Origin of the sequence: Bradyrhizobium nanningense, from assembly GCF_004114535.1 — a bacterium.
Taxonomy (GTDB): domain Bacteria; phylum Pseudomonadota; class Alphaproteobacteria; order Rhizobiales; family Xanthobacteraceae; genus Bradyrhizobium; species Bradyrhizobium nanningense.
This window is the reverse complement of record NZ_LBJC01000014.1, coordinates 164,832-188,923: the sequence shown is the minus strand read 5'-3', so window position 1 is coordinate 188,923 and position 24,092 is coordinate 164,832. Positions and strand designations below refer to the sequence as shown.

Sequence of the window (24,092 nt, the reverse complement as noted above, 5' to 3'; positions counted from 1 at the left end):
GGTGGGTTACGGCTTCGCCTAACCCACCCTACCAGATACTACGTCGCCACCGAGCCGTTCCCGGCGGTCTCCAGCCGGAACGCAGCCGCAAACAGCGCCCGTGTGTAATCCGTCTTCGGGTGCTTGAACAGTTCGGCGGCCTGTCCCTCTTCGACGACCTTGCCGCCCCGCATCACGATCAGGTGGCTCGCCAGCGAAGCGACGACGCGCAAATCGTGCGAGATGAACAAGTAGGTGAGGTCGCGCTTGCGCTGGAGCTCGCGCAACAGATCGACCATCTGCGCCTGGAACAGCATGTCGAGCGCGCTGGTCGGCTCGTCCAGCACGACGAAATCCGGCTCCAGCACCACCGCGCGCGCGATGCTGATGCGCTGGCGCTGGCCGCCGGAGAATTCGTGGGGATAGCGGTAGCGGGTATCGGGCTTCAGCCCGACGTCTTCCAGCGCCTTGACGACGCGCGACTCACGCTCTTCGCGCGACAGCTTCGGCTGATGCACGGAGAGACCCTCGGCGATGATGTCGGCGATCGACATGCGCGGTGAGAGCGAGCCGAACGGGTCCTGGAACACGATCTGCATGTCGCGCCGGAAGGGCCGCATCTCCTTGAAGCGCAGGCCCTGGATGTCCTTGCCTAGGAAGACGATGCGTCCGTTCGAGGAGATCAAGCGCAGCAGCGCCAGCCCGAGCGTGGTCTTGCCCGAACCGGATTCGCCGACGACACCGAGCGTCTCGCCCTTGCGCACGGCGACGCTGACGCCGTCGACCGCCTTGATGTGGCCGACCGTCTTGCGCATCAGCCCGCGCTTGATCGGAAACCACACTTTCAGGTCATTGGCGGACATCACCATCGGCGCATCCGGCTGCGGCGGCGCCGGATCGGGCTTCGGCTCCGCCGCGAGCAGGTCGCGCGTATAGGGATGTTTCGGCGACTTGAAGACCTGCTCGACCGGTCCCTGCTCGACGATCTCACCGCTCTTCATGACACAGACCGTGTCGGCGATGCGGCGCACGATGCCGAGATCGTGGGTGATGAAGAGCAGGCTCATGCCGAGCCGCGAGCGGATCTCGGCGAGCAGCGCCAGGATCTGCGCCTGCACGGTGACGTCGAGCGCCGTCGTCGGCTCGTCCGCGATCAAGAGGTCCGGCTCGTTGGCGAGCGCCATCGCGATCATCACGCGCTGGCGCTGGCCGCCAGAAAGCTGATGCGGATAGCTGTTCAGCCGCGTTTCGGGCTCGGGAATGCCGACCTGCGTCAAGAGCTCCAGCGTTCGCCTGCGCGCCTCGGCATTGCTGGTCGGATTGTGCAGCTGGATGATCTCGCCGATCTGCGCCTCGATCGTATGCAGCGGATTGAGCGAGGTCATCGGCTCCTGGAAGATGATGGAGATGTCGCTGCCTCTGATCTCCCGCATCTCCTGCTCGGAGCGCTTGATCAGCTCCTGCCCCTTGAAGCGGATGCTCCCCGACGGGTGCGAGGCGTTCGGATAGGGCAGCAGCTTGAGAATCGAAAGCGCGCTGACCGACTTGCCGGAGCCGGATTCGCCGACCAGCGCCAGGCATTCGCCGCGCTTGATCTGGAACGAGATCTTGTCGACCGCGAGCGTGGTGGCGCCGCCCTGGTGGAAGGCCACCGAAAGGTCGCGCACGGCGAGCAGGGGCTGGTTGATCGCGTCCATCGGTCTTACCTGAACGTCTTGCGCGGATCGAAGGCGTCGCGCACCGCTTCGCCGATGAAGATCAGGAGCGACAGCATGATCGCGACCGAGAAGAAGCCGGAGAAGCCGAGCCAGGGCGCCTGCACGTTGGACTTGGCCTGCGACAGCAATTCGCCGAGCGATGGCGATCCCGGCGGCAGGCCGAAGCCCAGGAAATCGAGTGCCGTCAGCGTCATCACCGAGCTCGACACGATGAAGGGCAGGAACGTCATGGTCGCCACCATCGCATTCGGCAGCAGGTGGCGGAACATGATGACCGGGTTGGACACGCCGAGCGCCCGCGCCGCCTGGATGTATTCGAAATTGCGGCCGCGCAGGAATTCGGCCCGCACGAGACCGACCAGCGAGACCCAGGAGAACAGCAGGAGGATACCAAGCAGAACGAAGAAGCCGGGCACCAGCACCGAGGACAGGATCAGGAGAAGATAGAGCGAGGGAATCGCCGTCCAGATCTCGATGAAGCGCTGGAAGATGAGATCGACCCGACCGCCGAAATAGCCCTGCACCGCGCCCGCTGCGATGCCGATGACGGACGAGACGATGGTGAGGCAAAGGCCGAACAGCACCGAGATACGGAAGCCATAGATCAGCCGCGCGACGACATCGCGGCCCTGATCGTCGGTGCCGAGCCAGTTATATTCGAGGTCGCGGCAGCTCTTCAGCCCCTTCTTCTCCACCACCGGCTGGCACTGCTTCTCGGTCAACATCCAGGTCGGCGGCGACGGTGCCGGCGTCGGCAGATCGAGATTATGGGTGTCGTAGGAATAGCGGATCAGCGGCCAGACGATGCTGCCGTTCTTCTCCTTGATCAGCTTCTGCAGATAGGGATCGCGATAGTCGGCAGCCGTTTCGAAGTCACCGCCGAAGGTGGTTTCGGAATAGGTCACGAAGGCCGGCCAATAGAGATGGCCGTCGAACTTGACCAGGAAGGGGCGGTCGTTGGCGATCAGCTCGGCGAACAGCGAGACCACGAACAGGGCGATGAAGATCCAGAACGACCAGTAGCCGCGGCGATTGGCCTTGAAGTTCTGCCACCGCCGCCTGTTCAGCGGCGAAGGCGCAAAGGGCTTGCGCGTGATCGGAACGACCTCGCCGAGCGGCGACTGGGTCGTGGTCTCGATCGGCGTCGGCGCAGTAATCGTCATCAGACCTCCCGCGCCTCGAAATCGATCCGGGGGTCGATCCACATATAGGTCAGGTCGGAGACCAGATTGATCACGAGGCCGACCAACGAAAAGATGTAGAGCGTGCCGAACACCACGGGATAGTCGCGGTTGAGCACGCTCTCGAAGCTGAGCAGGCCCAGCCCGTCCAGCGAGAAGATGGTCTCGATCAGAAGCGAACCCGAAAAGAAGGCATGGATGAAGGTGCCGGGAAAGCCCGCGATCACGATCAGCATCGCGTTGCGGAAGACATGGCCGTAAAGCACCCGCCCCTCGCTGCAACCCTTGGCACGCGCAGTCATGACGTATTGCTTGCGGATCTCGTCCAGGAACGAGTTCTTCGTCAGGAACGTCATGGTGGTGAACGCACCTAACCCCATGGCGATCAGCGGCAGCGTCAGATGCCAGAAGTAATCGATGATCTTCCAGTACCAGGGAAACTGCGACCAGCCGTCCGAGGTCAGTCCGCGCAGCGGGAACCAGTTGAAGAAGGAACCGCCGGCGAACAGGATGATGAGGAGGATCGCGAACAGAAAGCCGGGAATGGCATAGCCCAGCACGAGAATGGTCGATGTCCAGGTGTCGAAGCGCGTGCCGTCCTTCACCGCCTTGCGGATGCCGAGCGGGATCGAGATCAAATAGGTGATCAGCGTCAGCCAGAGCCCGAGCGAAATCGAGACCGGCAGCTTCTCCTTGATGAGCTGGAGCACGCTGACGTCACGAAAATAACTCTTGCCGAAATCGAAGCGGGCGAAATTCCAAACCATCAGAGCGAAACGCTCCGGTGCCGGCTTGTCGAAACCGAACTGTGCCTCGAGCTTCTTGATGAAGTCAGGATCAAGACCCTGCGCGCCGCGATATTTCGAGTTGATGGCATCGCCGCCGGCCCCCAACTGTCCCGGCGCGCGCTGCGCAAAGTCGCCGCCGCCCGAAATGCGCGACGTGCCGCCGGTATCGGCTCCCGAGAGTTGCGCGATGACGCGCTCGACCGGGCCGCCCGGCGCGAATTGCACGACGATGAAGGACACGAACAGGATTCCGAGCAGCGTTGGGATCATCAGGAGGATGCGGCGGGCGATGTAGGCGCTCATGATTATTTCGCCTGCTCGAGCTTGGCGGCCTTCGCCGTGTCGAACCACCAGTTCTCAGGCGCACCGACGCCTTGCGCGTATTTCGGCGGCTTGGCGGGATGGCTGAACTGGTCCCAATAGGCGACGCGATGGAAGTTGGCATACCATTGCGGCACCCAATAGCGCCCGGCCCGGAACACGCGGTCGAAGGCCCGGCAGGCCGTGGTCAGCTCCGCCCGGGTCTGTGCGGCAATGATCTTCTCGATCAGCGCGTCGATCACAGGATCGGAGATGCCTGCGAGATTGTACGAGCCCTTGGTCTTGGCCGCCTGCGAGGAGAAGAACGCCCGCATGGCATCGCCTGGAGTTGCCGACATCGAGAAGCGTTCGATCGTCATGTCGAAATCGAAATCCTCGAGCCGCGCGCGGTATTGCACGGCATCGACCAGACGGAAGGAGGCGTCGATCCCGAGCGTTGCGAGGTTCTTCAAATAAGGCCCGTGATGCGGCTGGATCGACTGCTCGTCGTTGAGGAATTCGATCGTGAAAGGCTCGCCATTGGGCAGAACCCGTTTGCGGTCCTTGATGATGTAGCCGGCCTCGTTGAGCAGCTCGCTCGCCTTGCGCAGCAGGGCGCGGTCCTGACCGGAGCCGTCCGATACCGGCGGCGCGAAGGGCTGGCCGAACACTTCGTCGGGCACCTTGCCGCGGAAGGGCTCGAGCAGCGCGAGCTCTTCCGGCGAAGGCGGGCTGGACACCATCATGTCGGAATTCTGGAACGGCGAGTGCGTGCGTGCATAGGCGCCATACATGATCGACTTGTTGGTCCACTCGAAATCGAAGGCGTAGATCAGCGCTTCGCGCACGCGCGGATCCGCGAACTTGTTGCGGCGCAGATTGATGAACCAACCCTGTGCGCCCGAAGGCGTCTCGTCCGGCAGCTGCTCTTGCTTGACGCGACCGTCCTTCACCGCCGCGAAATCATAACGCGTCGCCCAGATGCGCGACGTAAGCTCCTCGCGGAACAGATAGTTCTTGCCGGTGAAGCCTTCGAAGGCGACGTCGCGGTCGCGGTAGAATTCGTAGCGCACCGTGTCGAAATTGTAGCTGCCGCGGCACACCGGCAGGTCGGCGCCCCACCAGTCCTTGACGCGCTCGTATTCGATGTAGCGGTTGACCTCGAACCTGCCGACCTTGTACGGGCCGGAGCCCAGCGGGGTATCGAGCGACGATTCATCGAAAGCGCGCGTGGCGTAATAAGCCTTCGAGAAGATTGGAAGGCTCGCGACATAGAGCGGCACGTCCCGCGCCCGGTTCGGCGCGAAGGTGACGACCACGGTGACGTCGTCCAGCGCCTCGGCCATCACGAAATCGCGCAGCTGCACGACGATCAGCGGATGCCCCTTCTCCTTCAGCGTGTTGAGCGAGAAGGCGACGTCGTGCGCGGTGAGCCTGGAGCCGTCGTGGAAGCGGGCCTCGGGCCGTATCGTGAAGGTGTAGGCCAGTTTGTCGGGCGAGATCCGCACTGATTTCGCTGCAAGCCCGTACATCGCGTCGGGCTCGTCATTGGCGCGCGCCATCAACGGCGCAAAGGTCATGTCCATGCCCTGCGCGCCCTCACCCTTCAGTATGTAGGCGTTCAGCGAAGAGAACGTGAAATAAGACTGGTTGTAGGCGCGCACCGAGGGAATCAGGGAGAACGCGCCGCCCTTCGGCGCGTCGACATTGACGTAACCGAAATGATGGAAATCGGCGGAGTATTTGAGATCGCCGAACGCCGAGATGCCGTGAGCCTCGATGGACCCCTCGGACGCCGCCGCGCTGTGGCGTGCGACAGCGCTGAATGCGCCGCCGACACCGAGGATCAGCACATGCCGTCGTGACATCTGCGTCATGCGGGAAATATCCTTCACGACTTCTTTGCGATCCGCGCCGCCTTGTCTGCGTCATACCACCAGATGAGCGGGAAGCCGGACTGGCCATATCTAGGCAATTCCGCCGGCCGGCCGAAGCGATCCCAGCGCGCGGTGCGAACCTTTGGATAATTCCACTGCGGCACGACGTAGTGATTCCACAGCAGTACACGGTCGAGCGCCTTGGCTGCAGCGACAAGATCGTCGCGATCACTGGCGTAGATGACCCGTTCGATCAGCTTGTCGATCGCGGGATTCTTGATCCCTGCAAGATTGCGGGAGCCGGCGATGTCAGCCGTCTTGGACGACCAGAACTCGCGCTGCTCGTTGCCCGGCGACTGCGACTCGGGCCAGGAGTTGGTGACCATGTCGAAATCCCACTCGCGCGTCCTGTTCTCGTACTGGGTCGGATCGACCGTCCGCACGCTGACGGCGATGCCGAGCCGCTCGAGGGACGGCTTGTAGAACAGGGTGATCCGCTCGAAGCTCGGATCCGAGTTCAGCAATTCCAGGGAGAACTGGGTGCCGGTCTTGACGTCGATCAGCTTGCGGTCGCGTATCTCGTAGCCGGCCTCCTTGAACAGGCGCAGCGCTTCGCGCAAATTATCGCGCACGGCCTCCGGACTGCCCCCCACCGGATTGCTGTAGGCCGTCGTGAAAACTTCGGGCGGGACCTGAGCACGGACGGTCTCGAGGATCTCCAGCTCTTTCCCTTGCGGCACGCCTGTTGCCATCAGATCTTCGATGCCATCGAAATAGCTGCTGATGCGCTTGTACTGGCCGTAGAAGATCTGCTTGTTCATCTCCTCGAAGTCGAATGCGTAGTTGAGCGCGCGACGCACGCGCGGATCGCTGAACTTGGCGCGGCGCAGGTTCGGCACGAAGGCCTGCATCACGCCCGAGCTGCGATTGGCGAACTCCTCGAGGATCACGCGCTTTTCGCCGACGGCCGGGAAGTCGTAGGCGGTCGCCCAGTTCTTCGCGCTGTTCTCGGTGCGCCAATCGACCTGATCGGCCTTGAAAGCCTCGATCGCGACAGTGGCGTCGCGGAAATATTCGTAGCGCAGCTCGTCGAAATTGTTGCGGCCCACATTGGCCGGCAGATCGCGGCCCCAATAATCCCTAACGCGCTCCAGTGCGATCGACCGTCCTGCAACGAAGTCCTTGACCTTGTAGGGACCGGAGCCGAGCGGCACTTCGAGCGTGGTCGCCGACACATCGCGCTTGCGGCCCTGCGCGTCGGTCCCCTCCCACCAATGCTTCGGCAAGACGATAAGCTGCCCGACGATCTGCGGCAATTCGCGGTTGCCCGGCGCGTCGAATACGAACTTCACCTCGCGCTCGCCGATCTTCTCGGCCTTCACCACATGGCTGTAATAGGCCGAGTACATGGGGTGGTGCTTCTTGAAGGAATCGAGCGAGAAGATCACGTCATCGGGGGTGACCGGCTTGCCGTCGTGCCACTTGGCTTGCGGCCGCAAGCGGTAGGTGACGAAGGAGAAATCATCGGGATGGCTGACGGCCTCGGCCAGCGCGCCGTATTCGGTCGAGACTTCGTCGAGCGAGGGCGTGGTGAGGGATTCGTAGATGAATGCGACGGCGCCTGCGACCTGCCCCTTCACGCCCGACACGACGATGTTGAAATTGTCGAAGGTGCCGACGGCGATCTGGCGGGCGACGCCGCCCTTGGGCGCTTCCGGATTGACATAGTCGAAGCGCTTGAAATCGGCGGGGTACTTGACCTTCCCGAACAGCGACAGCGCATGGCGCCAAGGAGGCCCATTTGAAGTCAGCTCACTGGCGGATTGGGCCTGCGCTGGGCCGATGGCGGGAACGCTGCCCAAGGAACCGAGGACGGGAAGCGCTGCGGCCGCAGTGCCGGTGAGCAGGAGATCGCGTCGGGTGATGGCCAAATCAACATCCCTGTCTTGAAGGAGGCTACTCCTTTAAGTTCCCAATATAGGCGAGGTTTCGACCGAATATGTTGCTTTTTCCTCATCTTGAAAGGCCGGAGGCCCGTCAGATGCGGCCAAACGCCCCGATAAATTCGCCGCGAGGCCCGGATAACGAAACGGCCAGGCTTTTCAGCCTGGCCGTTTCTTCGAGAGCAGGCTTTTGACGCCTTACTTCGACGCGGTCGGCAGCGGCTGCGGATGCTCCGACAGCGAATTCAAATAGGCAATGACGTCGGCGCGCTCGGAGTCCTTGGGAATACCGGCGAAGCCCATCGCGGTGCCCGGGATGAAGCCCTTCGGATTGGCAATGAACTTGTTGAGATCGTCGAAGGTCCAGGTGCCGCCCTTGCCTTTCATCGCGGCCGAGAAGTTGAACCCGCGGCCCTCGCCCTTCGCCTCGCCGACGACGCCGTAAAGGTTCGGACCGACGCGATTCGGGCCGCCCTTTTCGAAGGTGTGGCAGGCGCCACACTTCTTGGCGGCCGCGGCACCCTTCTCGACCGAGGCGGCCTGGAGCAGCTTTTCGATCGGCTCGGCGGAGGCAGCAGCAGCGCCGCCGCCTTCCTTGCCGTGGCCGGCATCTTCCTTCACGGCGATCTCGAAGCCCGGCTTTTCCGGCATCTTGGGCGAGAACAGCGCACTCGCGGTGAAGCTCGTCACCAGCAGGATCAGACAGGTGCCGAGCACGGCACCGAGAATTTTATTGAGTTCGAAAGAGTCCATTTCCGGCCAGGCCCCACACCGCAAGAAGGATCGAGCGGCCAGGCGGCCGCCAGGACGAGCCTCGGGAGAATCAAACGTTCCTGATCGTTTCCCCGAGTTTTGCCATTGAGATATCGGTTTGCCCGGGGTCTGGCAACCCGTATAAGCGACCCCGCTTGCAGCCCGTCCCCACTCCATTTCTCGGCGCGAAAAACGCCCCGTTTCCAGGCCCTTGACCCCAAGAACTTGAACCCAAGAACTTGAACCCATGATCGATCCTCGCATCCTGGTGCTGATCCCGGCCCGCATGGCCGCCACCCGCCTGCCCGGCAAGCCGCTCGCCGATATCGCGGGCCTGCCGATGATCGTGCACGTGCTACGCCGCGCAGAGGCCGCCGCAATCGGCCGGGTCGCGGTCGCAACCGACACGCCGGAGATCGCCTCGGTCGTCGCAGCCCATGGCGGCGAAGCCGTGATGACGCGCGCCGACCACCCTTCTGGCTCGGACCGCATCCACGAGGCCATGCAGAAGCTCGACCCTGAGGGCAAGACCGAGATCGTGATCAATCTGCAGGGCGATTTCCCGACGATCACGCCGCAGACCATCCGCGAGGTGCTGCCGCCCTTCGCCGATCCGGCGGTCGATATCGTAACGCTGGCCTCGCAGATCCACACCGAGGAGGAGGATCTTGCCCCGAGCGTCGTGAAGGCCGTCGGCTCGCCGATCGGACCGCGGCGGCTGCGGGCTCTATATTTCACCCGCGCCACCGCGCCCTACGGCAACGGACCGCGCTACCACCATATCGGCCTCTATGCTTACCGCCGCGCTGCGCTGGAGCGGTTCGTGTCGCTGCCGCCTTCGCCGCTGGAGCGCCAGGAAAGCCTGGAGCAGCTCCGCGCAGTCGAAGCCGGCATGCGCATCGACATCATGATCGTCGACATCCTGCCCCGCGGCGTCGACACGCCGCCCGATCTCGAAACCGCGCGCAGCATCCTTTCCAAATCCTGAGCGGCTGCTACAAGGCGCGGCAGGAGCACTATTAAGACATGACCAAGCTGAAAATCGCATTCCAGGGCGAGCCCGGGGCCAATTCGCACATCGCCATCGTCGAGGCCTATCCCGACGCCGAGCCGATGGCCTGCGCCACCTTCGAGGACGCGCTGTCGGCGATCTCGTCGGGCGAGGCCGATCTCGGCATGATCCCGATCGAGAACTCGGTCGCCGGTCGCGTCGCCGACATCCATCATCTGTTGCCGGCCTCCGGCCTCTTCATCATCGGTGAGTGGTTCCTCCCCGTTCGGCATCAATTGATGGCGGTGAAGGGGACCAGGCTCGAAGACATCAAGAGCGTCGAGAGCCATGTGCATGCGCTCGGCCAGTGCCGGCGCATCATCCGCAAACTCGGCATCAAGCCGATCGTGCACGCCGACACCGCCGGCAGCGCCCGCGACATCTCCGAACGCAATGACAAGACCGTCGCCGCGATCGCCTCGCGCCTCGCCGCAAAGATCTACGGCCTCGACATCCTCGCCGAGGACATCGAGGACGAGGCCCACAACACCACACGCTTCGTGGTGCTGGCGCGCGAGCCGAAATGGGCCGCGCAGGGCTCCGGCCCGCTGGTCACGACGTTCGTGTTCCGCGTGCGCAACTTGCCGGCCGCGCTCTACAAGGCGCTCGGCGGCTTTGCCACCAACGGCGTCAACATGACCAAGCTCGAGAGCTACATGGTCGACGGCAATTTCTTCGCCACACAGTTCTACGCCGACGTCGACGGCCACCCCGAGGACAAGGGTCTCGCCTTCGCCATCGAGGAGCTGAAGTTCTTCTCGCGCGAATTCCGCATCGTCGGCGTGTATCCGGGCCATCCGTTCCGCGCAACGTTCAGCGAAGCGCAGCAGGATTAGTTTCGTGTCCCGGACGCGCGAAGCGCGAGCCGGGACCCAGAGGCCGCAATAGCCAGCCGCGCGATGGGCCCCGGCTCTGCAGCGCACCGCACCGGACGATGCTTCGCATCGCCGGGAGCGCTGCGCTGCGTCCAGGGCACAAGAGCGGGTTAGGCGGCTTCTCTCTTCACCAACCCAAACGCCTCCGCGAGCAGCGAATACGATTTCTTCCGCGCCTCGTGATCGTACACGGCGGTGATCACCATCAACTCGTCCGGCTTGCTCGCCTCGATCAACAGCTGCAGCTTCCTCTGCACCGTCGCGGGGCTGCCGACGAACAGGCGGGAACGGTTGCGCAGGATCGAGGTGCGTTCAGCGTCGGAGTAAGGATAGGCCAGCGCCTCCTCGACGCTTGGCAGCGGCAGATATTGACCGCGGTCGCGACGCAGCCGGTTGAGGTCGAACGAAGAAGCGAGCCGTTCGGCCTCCGCGTCGGTATCGGCGGCGATGACGGCAACCGCGAGGATCGCGTGCGGGGTGGCGCGCCACGCCGAGGGCTGGAAGCGGTTGCGGTAATGCACCATCGCATCAACGGCATCGTGGGACGCGAAGTGATGGGCGAAGGCGAAGCCCATGCCGATCTGCGCGGCCAGCTCCGAGGAATAATCGCTGGAGCCGAGCAGCCAGATCGGCGGCAGGGCGGTGTCATCGGGCATGGCGACGACGTTGTTGTAGGGGTGCCCAGCGGGGAATTCGCGCGTCTGCCACAGAATCAGCTCGTGCAGCCGCTCCAGGAAATCGTCGCCCTCGCGGCGGTCGAGCCGGCTGCGCAGAGCGTAAGCCGTCGCACCGTCGGTGCCGGGGGCGCGGCCGAGACCGAGATCGATCCGGCCGGGAAACAGCGCCTCCAGCATCTTGAAGCGCTCGGCGACGACCAGAGGGGCGTGGTTGGGCAGCATCACCCCGCCGGAGCCGACGCGGATATGCTTCGTCACCGCCGCGATCTGGCCGATCATGACGTCGGGCGCCGGGCTCGCGACCGAGGCAAGGTTGTGGTGCTCGGCGAGCCAGTAGCGGACATAGCCGAGGCCATCGACATGGCGCGCCAGGTCGATGCTATTGCGCAGCGCCGCGGCAGGCTTGGTGCCTGATGTGACGACGGAGAGGTCGAGGACGGAGAGCGGGATCATGGCGGCTTAACCTAATGGAGGGCCGCGCGGCGACAATGGGCCGGCTGCGCAGGTCTGACGTGTGCGGACCACGAGCCGGAGCGGGTTGGTCGTAGCGAGCTGATGGGCCAATTAACATCTGGACAACATTTATTTCGGCCTGCCCATCATCTGAAGTTTCCCCAAATCAGCCTCGCTTGCTCTATAATATATTGATATTATGCGCATTTTATAGGAATACCAATGTCCCACAAAAATTGACATTCGACCAATAATTCCGGAATTATTGGCATAAGTGGGCCACTTCCCATTTCCGATGGGCTGTCGATCAACCCGCCTTTGGCTTATCTTGGGCTTCCAAGCGAGACCTGACCGTCGGCCGCCGAAACCTGACGAAAATTCTTTGGCGACAAATCTGGAGTGCGTGGTGCCATGACCGATCTGACGATTCCTGCCCGGACCGATGGGCAAGACGGGCACCTGACGCGGCCTGCGATCTCCTTCGAGTTCTTTCCGCCCAAGACCGAGGAGATGGAGCGCAATCTCTGGGAGACCATCAACCGGCTCGCCCCGCTCGACCCGAAATTCGTCTCGGTGACCTACGGAGCCGGCGGCTCGACCCGCGAGCGCACCCATGCGACCATTGCCCGCATCCTGAAGGAAACCACGCTGCTGCCGGCAGCGCATTTGACCTGCGTCGGAGCTTCGCGCGGCGAGATCGACGAGATCGTCGACCGCTATCACGAGGTCGGCGTCCGCCACATCGTCGGCCTGCGGGGCGATCCCGCCGGCGGCATCGGCACGCCCTATGCCAGCCATCCCGACGGCTACCAGAGCTCCGCCGAGCTCGTCGCGGGAATCAAGAAGCGGCATGCCGATATGGAAGTGTCCGTCTCGGCCTATCCCGAGAAGCATCCCGAAGCGCGCGACTTCGATGCCGACATCGACACGCTGAAGGCCAAGGTCGACGCGGGCGCGACCCGCGCGATCACCCAGGTGTTCTTCGATAACGACCTCTACTTCCGCTATCTCGACCGCGTCCGCGCCCGCGGCATCAACATTCCGATCGTGCCGGGCATCATGCCCATGCACAATTTCAAGCAGGCCCGGAATTTCGTCACCCGCGCCGGCACCACCGTGCCGGACTGGTTCGCCGCGAAATTCGAGGGCCTCGACGACGATGCCGAGACCCGCAAGCTGGTGGCCGCAACCGTCGCCGCCGGCCAGGTGCAGAAGCTCGCCAAGCACGGCGTCGACACCTTCCATTTCTACACCATGAACCGCGCCGATCTCGTGTTCGCGATCAGCCATTTGCTCGGCATTCGCGCCAAGAGCGCTCAGAAGGCTGCGTAAGAGAAAATGACCGTACCCGTTTCCGCCAAGCGAACTGCCCTGCTCAACGCCGCGCGCGAGCGCATCCTGGTGCTCGACGGCGCCATGGGCACGATGATCCAGAATCTGCAGTTCGACGAGAAGGCGTTCCGCGGCGAGCGCTTCAAGAACTTCCATCGCGACCTGCGCGGCAACAACGATTTGTTGATCCTGACCCAGCCGCAGGCGATCGAGGACATCCACGCCGCTTATTTGCGCGCCGGCGCCGACATCGTCGCGACCAACACGTTCTCCACCACCTCGATCGCGCAAGCCGATTACGACCTCACCGACATCGTCTACGAGATGGCGCGCGAAGGCGCCCGCCTCGCCGGCAATGCCGCGCGCCGCGTCGAGGCCGAGGACGGCAAGCCGCGCTTCGTCGCGGGCGCGATCGGCCCGACCAACCGCACCGCTTCGATCTCGCCGGATGTTTCCAATCCCGGCTACCGCGCCGTCACCTTCGACGATTTGCGCAAATCCTATGGCGAGCAGATCCGTGGCATGCTCGACGGCGGCGTCGACCTCTTGCTGGTCGAAACCATCTTCGACACGCTGAACGCCAAGGCGGCGCTCTATGCGATCGCCGAGATCACCGACGAGAGCGGCATCGACATGCCCGTGATGGTGTCGGGCACCATCACGGACAAGTCCGGCCGCCTGCTCTCGGGCCAGATGCCGGAGGCGTTCTGGAACTCGGTGCGGCACGCCAAGCCCATCACCATCGGCTTCAACTGCGCGCTCGGCGCCGAAGATTTGCGCGCGCATATCGCCGATATCGGCCGCGTCGCCGATACGCTGGTCTGCGCTTATCCGAACGCCGGCCTGCCCAACGAGTTCGGCCAGTATGACGAGACGCCGGAATACATGGCCCGCCTCGTCGGCGAATTCGCCCGAGACGGCCTCGTCAACATCGTCGGCGGCTGTTGCGGCACCACGCCGGAACATATTGCGGCGATTGCGGCTGCCGTCGCCCCGCACAAGCCGCGCATCGTGCCCGAGATCACCCCGCGCCTGCGGCTGTCCGGCCTCGAGCCGTTCGTGCTGACCGATGCGATTCCCTTCGTCAACGTCGGCGAGCGCACCAACGTCACGGGATCGGCTCGCTTCCGCAAGCTGATCACCGCCGGCGACTACACCGCCGCGCTGCAGGTCGCGCGCGACCAGGTCGAGAACGGCGCGCAGATCATCGACGTCAACATGGACGAGGGTCTGCTCGACTCCGAAGCTGCGATGGTGACCTTCCTCAACCTCGTCGCCGCCGAGCCCGACATCGCCCGCGTCCCCGTCATGGTGGACTCCTCGAAATTCTCGGTGATCGAGGCCGGCCTGAAATGTGTGCAAGGCAAGCCGGTCGTGAACTCGATCTCGATGAAGGAGGGCGAGGAGAAGTTCATTCACGAAGCCAAGATCGCCCGCCGCCATGGCGCGGCCGTCGTGGTGATGGCGTTCGACGAGGTCGGCCAGGCCGACACGTTCGCGCGCAAGACCGAGATCTGCAAGCGCGCCTACGACATCCTGGTCAACAAGGTCGGCTTCCCGCCTGAGGACATCATCTTCGATCCGAACGTCTTCGCAATCGCGACCGGCATCGAGGAGCACAACAATTACGGCGTCGACTTCATCGAGGCGACCCGCTGGATCCGGCAGAACCTGCCGGGCGCGCATATCTCGGGCGGCGTTTCCAATCTGTCGTTCTCGTTCCGCGGCAACGAGCCGGTGCGCGAGGCCATGCACTCGGTGTTCCTGTATCACGCCATCAAGGCCGGCATGGACATGGGCATCGTCAATGCCGGACAGATGATCGTCTATGACGACATCGATCCGGAGCTGCGCCAGACCTGCGAGGACGTCGTCCTCAAGCGTGATCCCGGCGCCTCCGAGCGGCTACTCGTGCTGGCGGAGAAATTCCGCGGCAACAAGACCCAGACCAAGGAAGCCGATCTCGCCTGGCGCGAATGGCCGGTGGAGAAGCGGCTGTCGCATTCGCTGGTCCACGGCATCACCGAATTCATCGAGCAGGACACCGAAGAAGCCCGCAAGAAGTCCTCGCGCCCGCTCGACGTCATCGAAGGACCGCTAATGGCCGGCATGAACGTGGTCGGCGACCTCTTCGGCGACGGCAAGATGTTCCTGCCGCAGGTGGTGAAATCCGCCCGCGTGATGAAGCAGGCGGTGGCCTGGCTGATGCCGTTCATGGAGGAGGAGAAGGCCCGCAATCTCGCAAACGGCATCGGCACCGAGGGATCCTCGTCCGCCGGCAAGATCGTGCTCGCGACGGTGAAGGGCGATGTCCACGACATCGGCAAGAACATCGTCGGCATTGTGCTCCAGTGCAACAATTTCGAGGTCATCGACCTCGGCGTGATGGTGCCGGCGGCGAAGATCGTCGAGACCGTGAAGGCGGAGAAGGCCGACATCGTCGGTCTCTCGGGCCTGATCACGCCCTCGCTCGACGAGATGGCGTTCTTCGCCGGCGAATTGCAGCGCGAAGGCCTCAAGCTGCCGCTCTTGATCGGCGGCGCTACCACCAGTCGCGTGCATACCGCTGTCAAGATCGATCCCAGCTATCGCGCCGGTCCCGTCGTCCATGTCAACGACGCCAGCCGCGCCGTCGGCGTTGCGTCCTCGCTGCTCTCGGCGGAGAAGCGCGAGGCCTATGCCGCCGAGGTGCGGGCCGAATATGCAAAAATCTCGGACGCGCATCTGCGCGCGCAGGCCGACAAGAAGCGCCTGAAGCTCAGCGACGCCCGCGCCAACCGCGTGCCGGTCGATTTCACCGCGAACAAGCCGGTGAAGCCGACCTTCCTCGGCATCCGCAGCTTCGACGACTACGATCTCGCCGAGCTCGTCGACTGCATCGACTGGACGCCGTTCTTCCAGACCTGGGAGCTCGCCGGACGCTTCCCCGCCATTCTCGATGATGCCAAGGTCGGCGAAGTCGCACGCTCGCTCTACGACGACGCGCGCAAGATGCTCGACACCATCGTCAAGGAAAAGTGGTTCCGGGCGCGCGCGACGATCGGCTTCTGGCCGGCGAACGCTGAAGGTGACGACATCGCGCTCTATGCCGACGAGAGCCGCACCAAGAAGATCGCGACGCTGCACACGCTGCGCCAACAGCTCGAGAAGCGCGAGGGACGCTTCAACGCGGCGCTTGCCGACTTCGTGGCGCCTGCAGGCGTTCCTGACTATGTCGGCGGCTTCGTCGTCACCGCGGGCATCGGCGAGGATGCGGTTGCCGATCGCTTCAAGATGGCCAATGACGACTATTCCTCGATCCTTTGCAAGGCGCTGGCCGATCGGCTCGCCGAGGCCTTCGCCGAGCGCATGCATGCCCGCGTGCGCCGCGAGTTCTGGGCCTACGCCCCTAGCGAGACGCTGTCCAACGACGAGCTGATCCTGGAGAAATACCAGGGCATCCGCCCCGCGCCCGGCTATCCCGCGCAGCCCGATCACACCGAGAAGGCGACGCTGTTCGAGCTGCTCGATGCGGAGGCGACCTGCGGCGTGAAGCTGACCGAAAGCTTTGCGATGTGGCCGGGCAGTAGCGTGTCGGGGCTCTATTTCGCGAACCCTGCGAGCTATTATTTCGGCGTCGGCAAGATCGAGCGCGATCAGGTCGAGGACTACGCCGCGCGTAAGGGCATGACCGTCGCGGAGACCGAGCGCTGGCTCGCGCCGGTGCTGAACTACATCCCGTCGCAGCAGACCGACAAGACCTTTGCGGCAACGCCGGCGAACGACGAGACCTCGAAGGATCTCGCCTCGCATCCGCCGGGCTGCACCTGCGCGGTGCATCTGGTCTGGCAGAAGAAGCGCGCGGGGGCAGGATAGGCCTCGGAAAGTGAAAACTGAAAAACAACCCCATGCACAGTAGCGATGGGGTTGATAAGACTGGGCAATTTCGGTCTTGCCGAAGCCGCGGTTGCGGCGTCGGGCAAAACAGGGGTAACATTGCATCATCGGCTGCTGTGCCGGTCCGAGTGATGTGCCCGGGCAACTCAAGCCCACCTCCGGTCCCCATCGCGGTCTCCTCAGGATGAGGCTAAGCAGCGTTGGTGCTCGCTGAAACTGGCGCCGCGCATCCGCTCGTCCTCATCCTGAGGGCCCGCCAACGGCGGGCGTCTCGAAGGATGGCCACAGGCGAGATGCCCCCCATATGCGATTGCCCTGCCCCTCCAGGGGAGGGTAAGCGCATCACCCCTTCGGCGGGGCGAGCGGCTGTACGATCTCCTTGAACGGCGGCAAAGCCTCGCAGCGCTCGGCATGCGCGCTCAGCGCCGGATAGCGCGAGGCGTCGAACAGCTGCGGATGCGCCTCGCGGGTGAAGCGGACGACGCAGGCCACGGCGACGTCGGCGTGCCCGATGCGCTCACCCAGCCAGTACGGCGTTGCCACCTTGGCGCGCTCGGCCTCGAGCACTTTCAGGACGTCGCCGATCTGCGCCTGGCAACGCTCGACCCACAGCGCGAGCTGCTCCGTCCGCAGCACGCGCTCGTAGAGCAGGCTGACCGCCTTGTCGCCGAGGCCCGAGGCAAGCGCGCAGATGCGCAAATGTTTGCGCCGATCAGTGCCGCTGCGCGGCAGCATCGCCTTCGCCTCGCCGACGAGTTCGTCGAGATAATCCAGGATGATTGTGCTCTCGATCAACGCCTCGCCGTCGTCGAGCACCAGGGTCGGCACGCGGCGCAGCGGATTATACGGCGCGATCTTGTCGGCATCGCCGAAGGTCGACCACGGTTGGTGCTCGAAAGTGAGGCCGTAAAGCTTCAGCGCAATCGCGACGCGGCGGACGAAGGGGGAATCATATTGGCCGATCAGGAACATGGTTCGCGCTCTTCTCGATCATTGAACAAGGCAGGGCCGATCAGTTTCCACGACCAGCTCGGTGCGGCGCAACAAATTTCTCGGAAATGGAGCATTGCGCCGGCTGCAACGGCGCCTCCCACTCCACGCTCAAAGGCCGTCCTGGATCGAGCGCTTGATCGTGGCGATGGCCGTCTCGTTGCGCTTGTACATCGTCCACTGCTTGATCCGCTTGGCGCGCACCAGCTTGGCGGCCGTCAGCACCCGCATGTGCTCGCTCAATGTCGGCGCGCTGACGCCGAGCTTTTCGGCGATCAGCAATCCGCAGACGCCGTCCTCGACCAGGTCGCCGTCGGCCTGCTCGCGAAAATGCTTCCGCGGATCCCGCAGCCATTCCAGGATCTGCAGGCGGCGTTCGTTGGCGAGCGCGCGCAGGGCGACGGCAAATTTCATTTAGCTATTTTGCTAATTACCTAATTGATGTCAACGCTCCCCTGCGCTATTCTGAACGGTATCATGACAGCGACAATGAACATCACGCGGGAGCGGATTGCGGCGACCGAGACCGTCATCCGCCCGCATATCAGGCGCACGCCCCTTGTTCGGGCCGACCTCGCCGATTTCGGCCTGCCGGCCGCGCCCGTCACGTTCAAGCTCGAGATGCTGCAGCATTCCGGATCGTTCAAGGCCCGCGGCGCCTTCGCCAATCTGTTGCTGCGGCAGGTGCCGCAAGCCGGTGTCGTCGCCGCATCCGGCGGCAATCACGGCGCGGCCGTCGCCTATGCGGCGCAGCGGCTTGGCATTCCCGCCACGATCTTCGTCCCTGACATCACCTCGCCGGCCAAGGCCGACCGGATCAGGGGTTACGGCGCCAAGCTCGTGATCGCGGGCAGCCGCTACGCCGACGCGCTCGCCGCGAGCGAGGCGCATGTCGCGCAGACCGGCGCGCTGGCCGTCCATGCCTATGACCAGGCCGAAACCCTGCTCGGCCAGGGCAGCGTCGGCCTGGAGCTGGAGCAGGACTCACCCGGCATCGACACGCTGCTGGTGGCGGTCGGCGGCGGTGGACTGATCGGCGGCATTGCAGCGTGGTACGGCGGCAAGACGTGCATCATCGCGGTCGAACCGGAGCAATCGCCAACCCTGCATAACGCGTTCGAGGCTGGCGCTCCGGTCGATGCGCCGGCCGGCGGTCTCGCCGCCGACAGCCTCGCGCCGCGACGCGTCGGCGAACTGATGTTTCCGATCGCGCGCGCTCATGTCGAGCGCGTCGTCCTGGTCAGCGACGAGGCGATCCGGCAGGCCCAGGCCGCGCTGTGGTCGCACTTGCGCCTGGTGGCCGAGCCCGGCGGCGCAGCCGCCTTTGCCGCATTACTCTCCGGCCGCTACCGTCCGTCACCCACCGAGCGTGTCGCGGTTCTGGTCTGCGGCGCCAACACGACGGCGGTGAATTTCGATAGCTAGCCCGAGGGTGACATGGTCGGGGGCGGCGCGCATCTGATGGTCGCCAAAGCCTCTGCGAAGGCGGAAGCAATCCAGAATCTTTCCGCAGAGACAGACTGGATTGCTTCGTCGCAGGGGCGCCTCGCAATGACGGCAGGGCGGCAGCCGCGTACTACTCAATGATCGGCACATGCTTCGCCGCATCGCGCGACAGTGTGCCGTCGAAACGCGGATCGTCGGCGATCTCGATCTGACGCCGAAACGGGCGGAAGCCGGAGCGCTGGTAGAAGGCAACGGCGGAGGGATGATCGAAGGTGCAGGTGTGGACCCAGACGCGGCGGAGGTCGCGTGACCATGCAAGCTCCAGCGCGCGGTTCATCAGGAAGCGGGCGGCGCCGGTGCCGATCAGCCTAGCGGTGACGCCGAAATAGACCAGCTCGCATTGGCCGGGCTCGCGGAAGTCCAGTTCGAGCAGGCCTTCATCGCGGCCGTCGGCGACCAGGGCGTAGACCTCGATGCCAGGCGCGTGGATGATTGCGGCGAGCTCTGCATCGGTCATGCGGGTGCGCGAGAACCACAGCCAGTCCTCGCCGACGCGGCGAAAGAGATCGCGGTACCAGGCGAGCGCGGGGGCGTCGACCTTGCGCAGGGTCCAGGCGCCGGGCGGATCGTCGCGGCGCGCGGGAGGCGCGGTCATCTCCAGATGGGTGACGACGGCGGCGATCTTGCCGGCGGGGACGTCGGAATAGCCGTCGGGGAGGATCATGCTTCGTTGCTTTCGTTCCCTAGAGGTCAGCCCGGGTCGGTTGCTCCATACTCCGTCATTGCGAGCGCAGCGAAGCAATCCAGACTGTCTCCGCGCCGGCAATCTGGATTGCTTCGTCGCAAGAGCTCCTCGCAATGACGGGTGTGGAGGCAGCAGGCTGCACCTCACTCCACGCGGGTACGCGGGACGTGCCTACCCCTCCCCCTCGTCACTCGCGAGCACGCCCTTCACCGCGCGCGCCCAGCCGGCGAGCTTCCGCTCGCGCGTCGCCTGGCTCATGTTCGGCTTGAAGCGGTGCTCGAGGCGCCAATTGTCGGCGAATTTGGTCGGCTCGGGATAGACGCCGGCGTTGAGGCCGGCGAGATAGGCGGCGCCGAGCGCCGTGGTTTCCTGGATCACGGGGCGGTCGACCGGGGCATCGAGGAGATCGGCGAGGCGCTGCATGGTCCAGTCCGAGGCGGTCATGCCGCCGTCGACGCGGAGCACGACGCTTGCGGTTTCCGAACTCGGCCAGTCCGCGCGCATCGCGGCCCAGAGGTCGAAGGTCTGGTAGCAGACGCTTTCCAGCGCGGCATGGGCGAGCTCGGCGGGGCCGGTGTTGCGGGTGAGGCCGAACAGCGCGCCGCGCACGCGCGGATTCCAGTAGGGCGCGCCCATGCCGACGAAGGCCGGGACGAGATAGACGCTTTGCATGGAGTCGGACTGATCGGCCAGCGGGCCAGTCTCGGCGGCGTGCTTGATGATGCCAAGGCCGTCGCGCAGCCATTGCACCGCGGAGCCTGCGACGAAGATCGAGCCTTCGAGCGCGTAGGTGCGCTTGCCCTCGAGCTGATAGGCGACGGTGGTGAGCAGCTTGTTCTTGGAGACGACGGGCGTGGTGCCGGTGTTGAGCAGGGCAAAACAGCCGGTGCCATAAGTGGACTTCATCATGCCCGGGCGGAAGCAGGCCTGGCCGATGGTCGCGGCCTGCTGGTCGCCGGCGATGCCGGAGATGGCGATGGCGCCGCCGAACAGGTCCGGCGTGCTCTCACCGAAACGGGCGGAGGAATCCTTCACCTCGGGCAGCATCGAGCGCGGCACGCCGATGATCTCCAGGAGCTCATCGTCCCACTGGCCGGTGTGGATGTTGAACAGCAGCGTGCGCGAGGCGTTGGTGGCGTCGGTGGCGTGCACCTTGCCGCCGGTGAGGCGCCAGAGCAGGTAGCAATCGACCGTGCCGAACATCAATTCGCCGCGCGCGGCGCGGGCGCGGGCGCCGGGAACGTGGTCGAGGATCCAGGCGACCTTGGTGCCGGAGAAATAGGGATCGATGATCAGGCCAGTCTTCTGCGAGATCACGGGCTCGCGGCCTTCCGCTTTCAGGTTTGCGCAGATGTCGGCGGTGCGGCGGTCCTGCCAGACGATGGCGCGGTGCACGGCCTGCCCCGTCGCGCGGTCCCACACCACGGTGGTCTCGCGCTGGTTGGTGATGCCGATCGCGGCGATGTCCTTTGCGCCGATGCCGGCCTGCTCGATCGCCTCGCGGCACACCATCACAGTCGAGGTCCAGATGTCCTCCGGCTCGTGCTCGACCCAGCCCGAAGCCGGAAAATGCTGCGGAAACTCCTGCTGCGCCTTGGCGGCGATGGAAATATCGCCGCGAAACACGATCGCGCGCGAGGAGGTGGTGCCCTGGTCGATGGCGAGGACGAAAGACATGGAAGCTACCCTGGCGTTATCTTGGCGTTATCCCGAGGGGATCAGTGTGTCGCGCCAAAGGGAGCGGATTGGAGGCGGAAGGTCAAGGTTGGTGTCGGTCTCGTGCCCCGGACGCAGTGCAGCGCCTCGGCGGTGCGCTGCTGAGCCGGGGCCCAACGCCGAGGCCGTTCTGGGTCCCGGCTCAGCAGCGCTCCGCACTGCAATGCGTCCGGGACACGATCCAGCTACACCGCGGCCGTCGTCACGCCGCCGTCGATGACGATGGTCTGGCCGGTCATGAAGCTCGATGCGTCCGAGGCGAGGTAGGCGACGGCGCCGGCGATCTCCTCGGGCTCGCCGATGCGGCGCAGTGGCGTGGTGGCGGTGCGGCGCTTCAGGTTGGCTTCGTCTTCCCACAGCGCGCGGGCGAAATCGGTCTTGACGAGGCCGGGCGCAATGCAATTGACGCGGACGCCTTTCGGGCCCCACTCGCCGGCGAGCGAACGGCACAGCGCGAAGTCGGCCGCCTTGGAGATGCCGTAGGCCCCGATCACGGTGGAGCCGCGCAAGCCCCCGATCGAGGAGATGATGATCACGGAGCCGCCTCCACGCTCGGCCATCTGCGGGATCGCGAGCGCCGAGAGCCAGATGTTGCTCTTGACGTTCGAGCCCATGATTTTGTCGAAGGCCTCGTCCGTGATGTCGAGCAGCGGGCCGTAATACGGGTTCACCGCGGCGTTGCAGACGAGGATATCGATCTTGCCGTAATGTTTGGTGGCGCCCGCGATCAGCGCTTCGACCTCGTTCTTGCGGGCGATGTTGCAGGGGATGACGATCGCGTCACCGCCAGCAGCGATGATGCCGTCGGTGACCTCCTTGCAGGCCTCAAGCTTGCGCGAGGAGACGACGACTTTGGCGCCGAGCTTGGCCAGGAGTTCAGCGGAGGAGCGGCCGATGCCGCGGCTGGAGCCGGTGACGACCGCGACCTTGCCGGTGAGATCGAACGGGGTGTTCTTCATTGTTGTTGCTCCGTTGACACCATTTACTCCGTGTCATCGCCCGACTTGATCGGGCGATCCAGTACGCCGCGGCTGAAGCTGCGTGAACGAACTGTCGCCGCGGAGTACTGGATGCCCCGGTCAAGCCGGAGCATGACAGCCTTCGTGCGGGCTAGATCAACTCATACCAGCCCGCCCGCGTCGGCGACGCGGCGCTGGTGGTAGTCGGTGTCACCAAACGTGTTCTCGATCATGGTGAGGCGCTTGAAGTAGTGGCCGATCTTCGCCTCCATGGTCATGCCGATGCCGCCGTGGAGCTGGATCGACTGCTGGCCGACGAATTTCAGCGACTTGCCGATCTGCACCTTGGCCGCGGCGATCGCGTTGGTGCGCTCCTTGGCGTTCTCGAAATCGCTCGCCATGGTCGCGAACATCGACATCGAGCGCGCCTGCTCGGCGGCGACGAACATGTCGGAGGCACGGTGCTGCAGCGACTGGAACGAGCCGATCGCAACGCCGAACTGTTTTCGCGTCTTGATGTATTCGACCGTGGTCTTGAGCGATTCGTCCATTAAGCCGACCGCTTCAGCGCAGAGCGCGATGCGGGCTTCATCCACAACGCGCTCGATCAGCGCCAGCGAATCCTCGGGATTGCCGAGCACGGCGTCCGGGCCGACCTCGACACCCGTAAGAGTGATGTCGGCGGCGTGCAGGCCGTCCTGGGTCGGATAGCCCTTCCTGGCGACGCCCTTGGCATTCGCCGGCACCAGGAACACACCGATGCCGCTTCTGTCGCGGCGCTCGCCCTTGGTGCGCGCGGTGACGACCAGCGTGTCGGCATTCTCGCCGTTGAGCACGACGAACTTCTCGCCGTCGATGACCCACCCGTCGCCCTTCTTCTTCGCCGTCGTCGAGACGTCGAACAGATCGTAGCGCGAGTTCTTCTCGAGCTGGGCGAACGCGAGCGTCTTGCTGCCGTCGATGATCCCTGGCACGTGCGCGGCCTTCTGCGCATCGGTGCCGGCATGGCGCAGGAAACCGCCGCCGATCACGATTGTTGCCAGATACGGCTCGAGCACCAGCGCCTTGCCGAGCGCTTCCATCACGATCATGGTCTCGACGCCGCCGCCGCCGAAGCCGCCGTCGGCCTCGCTGAAGGGCAGACCGAGCAAACCCTGCTCGGCGAGCTTGAGCCAGACGGTTTTGCTCCAGCCGCCCTTCTCCGCCATGTATTTCTTGCGCTGCTCGAAATCGTATGAATCGGTCAGCAGGCCGTCGATGCTTTCCTTGAGAAGCCGTTGCTCCTCGTTCAGATCAAAATCCATTTCTGTTTCCTCAAGTCAAAAGTGTCTGCATGGCGCGGGGTGCCTCTTCACCTCTCCCCGGTTGCGGGGAGAGGTCGGATTGCACGGAGATGCAATCCGGGTGAGGGGGTGCCGCTCTCTCGACGATCT

Annotated in this window: 18 protein-coding genes; 5 read left to right on the top strand and 13 right to left on the bottom strand. The window is 64.3% G+C overall.

Annotated features, from left to right (window positions below):
* Positions 1 to 38: 38 nt before the first annotated feature.
* The 6 genes from XH84_RS08870 to XH84_RS08845 all read right to left on the bottom strand — a co-directional run bounded on the left by XH84_RS08870 (position 39) and on the right by XH84_RS08845 (position 8,539).
* Positions 39 to 1,676, bottom strand: a complete 1,638-nt coding sequence (locus XH84_RS08870) for an ABC transporter ATP-binding protein (protein WP_164936604.1) — start codon at positions 1,674 to 1,676, stop codon at positions 39 to 41.
* Between the two features lie 5 nt (positions 1,677 to 1,681).
* Positions 1,682 to 2,860 carry an ABC transporter permease gene (locus tag XH84_RS08865; protein ID WP_128922185.1) on the bottom strand — a complete coding sequence of 393 codons (1,179 nt, stop codon included), beginning with the start codon at positions 2,858 to 2,860 and terminating at the stop codon, positions 1,682 to 1,684.
* The gene (locus tag XH84_RS08860) at positions 2,860 to 3,969 is read right to left on the bottom strand and encodes a microcin C ABC transporter permease YejB (RefSeq protein ID WP_128922186.1); all 1,110 of its coding nucleotides are present in this window, start codon (positions 3,967 to 3,969) and stop codon (positions 2,860 to 2,862) included. Before XH84_RS08860 ends, XH84_RS08865 begins: the two co-directional genes overlap by 1 nt.
* Before the next feature lie 2 nt (positions 3,970 to 3,971).
* Positions 3,972 to 5,843, bottom strand: a complete 1,872-nt coding sequence (locus XH84_RS08855; RefSeq protein WP_128922187.1) for an extracellular solute-binding protein — start codon at positions 5,841 to 5,843, stop codon at positions 3,972 to 3,974.
* Between the two features lie 14 nt (positions 5,844 to 5,857).
* Entirely contained in the window at positions 5,858 to 7,774 is a 1,917-nt protein-coding gene (locus tag XH84_RS08850) for an extracellular solute-binding protein (protein WP_128922188.1), read from the bottom strand.
* 210 nt (positions 7,775 to 7,984) lie between these two features.
* Positions 7,985 to 8,539 (bottom strand): c-type cytochrome, encoded by a 555-nt coding sequence (locus XH84_RS08845; protein WP_128922189.1) that lies wholly within the window; start codon positions 8,537 to 8,539, stop codon positions 7,985 to 7,987.
* Positions 8,540 to 8,786: 247 nt separating this feature from the next.
* Here XH84_RS08845 and XH84_RS08840 point away from each other — a divergent pair, with 247 nt between their 5' ends.
* Together XH84_RS08840 and XH84_RS08835 are read left to right on the top strand one after the other, a co-directional pair.
* The gene (locus tag XH84_RS08840; RefSeq protein ID WP_128922190.1) at positions 8,787 to 9,527 is read left to right on the top strand and encodes a 3-deoxy-manno-octulosonate cytidylyltransferase; all 741 of its coding nucleotides are present in this window, start codon (positions 8,787 to 8,789) and stop codon (positions 9,525 to 9,527) included.
* A gap of 38 nt (positions 9,528 to 9,565) precedes the next feature.
* Positions 9,566 to 10,426, top strand: coding sequence for a prephenate dehydratase (locus XH84_RS08835; protein ID WP_128922191.1), 861 nt, complete (start codon positions 9,566 to 9,568; stop codon positions 10,424 to 10,426).
* A gap of 149 nt (positions 10,427 to 10,575) precedes the next feature.
* On the opposite strand, the gene XH84_RS08830 is transcribed toward XH84_RS08835, so the two are convergent.
* On the bottom strand, positions 10,576 to 11,595 hold the full coding sequence (locus tag XH84_RS08830; protein ID WP_128922192.1) for an LLM class flavin-dependent oxidoreductase: 1,020 nt from the start codon (positions 11,593 to 11,595) through the stop codon (positions 10,576 to 10,578).
* 411 nt (positions 11,596 to 12,006) lie between these two features.
* On the opposite strand from XH84_RS08830, the gene metF reads away from it, so the two are divergent.
* Complete coding sequence (metF, locus tag XH84_RS08825; RefSeq protein ID WP_164936605.1) at positions 12,007 to 12,927, top strand: methylenetetrahydrofolate reductase [NAD(P)H]; 921 nt, start codon at positions 12,007 to 12,009, stop codon at positions 12,925 to 12,927.
* A gap of 6 nt (positions 12,928 to 12,933) precedes the next feature.
* On the top strand, positions 12,934 to 16,782 hold the full coding sequence (gene metH / locus XH84_RS08820) for a methionine synthase (RefSeq protein WP_128922194.1): 3,849 nt from the start codon (positions 12,934 to 12,936) through the stop codon (positions 16,780 to 16,782).
* A 363-nt stretch (positions 16,783 to 17,145) separates the two neighbouring features.
* Here metH and XH84_RS08815 read toward each other — a convergent pair whose 3' ends face one another.
* Entirely contained in the window at positions 17,146 to 17,775 is a 630-nt protein-coding gene (locus tag XH84_RS08815) for a glutathione S-transferase family protein (protein WP_128922195.1), read from the bottom strand.
* Positions 17,776 to 17,904: 129 nt separating this feature from the next.
* Entirely contained in the window at positions 17,905 to 18,207 is a 303-nt protein-coding gene (locus XH84_RS08810; protein WP_128922196.1) for an ArsR/SmtB family transcription factor, read from the bottom strand.
* A gap of 27 nt (positions 18,208 to 18,234) precedes the next feature.
* On the opposite strand from XH84_RS08810, the gene XH84_RS08805 reads away from it, so the two are divergent.
* Positions 18,235 to 19,218: a threonine/serine dehydratase gene (locus XH84_RS08805; protein ID WP_128922197.1), complete on the top strand. Its 984-nt coding sequence runs from the start codon at positions 18,235 to 18,237 to the stop codon at positions 19,216 to 19,218.
* Positions 19,219 to 19,369: 151 nt separating this feature from the next.
* On the opposite strand, the gene XH84_RS08795 is transcribed toward XH84_RS08805, so the two are convergent.
* From XH84_RS08795 to pimD, 4 genes are all read right to left on the bottom strand, one after another.
* Entirely contained in the window at positions 19,370 to 19,963 is a 594-nt protein-coding gene (locus XH84_RS08795; protein ID WP_128922199.1) for a GNAT family N-acetyltransferase, read from the bottom strand.
* Positions 19,964 to 20,155: 192 nt separating this feature from the next.
* Positions 20,156 to 21,661, bottom strand: coding sequence for a glycerol kinase GlpK (gene glpK / locus XH84_RS08790; RefSeq protein WP_128922200.1), 1,506 nt, complete (start codon positions 21,659 to 21,661; stop codon positions 20,156 to 20,158).
* Positions 21,662 to 21,885: 224 nt separating this feature from the next.
* On the bottom strand, positions 21,886 to 22,659 hold the full coding sequence (locus XH84_RS08785) for an SDR family NAD(P)-dependent oxidoreductase (protein WP_128922201.1): 774 nt from the start codon (positions 22,657 to 22,659) through the stop codon (positions 21,886 to 21,888).
* A 161-nt stretch (positions 22,660 to 22,820) separates the two neighbouring features.
* Positions 22,821 to 23,963 carry a pimeloyl-CoA dehydrogenase small subunit gene (pimD, locus tag XH84_RS08780; protein ID WP_128922202.1) on the bottom strand — a complete coding sequence of 381 codons (1,143 nt, stop codon included), beginning with the start codon at positions 23,961 to 23,963 and terminating at the stop codon, positions 22,821 to 22,823.
* Positions 23,964 to 24,092 lie beyond the last annotated feature (129 nt).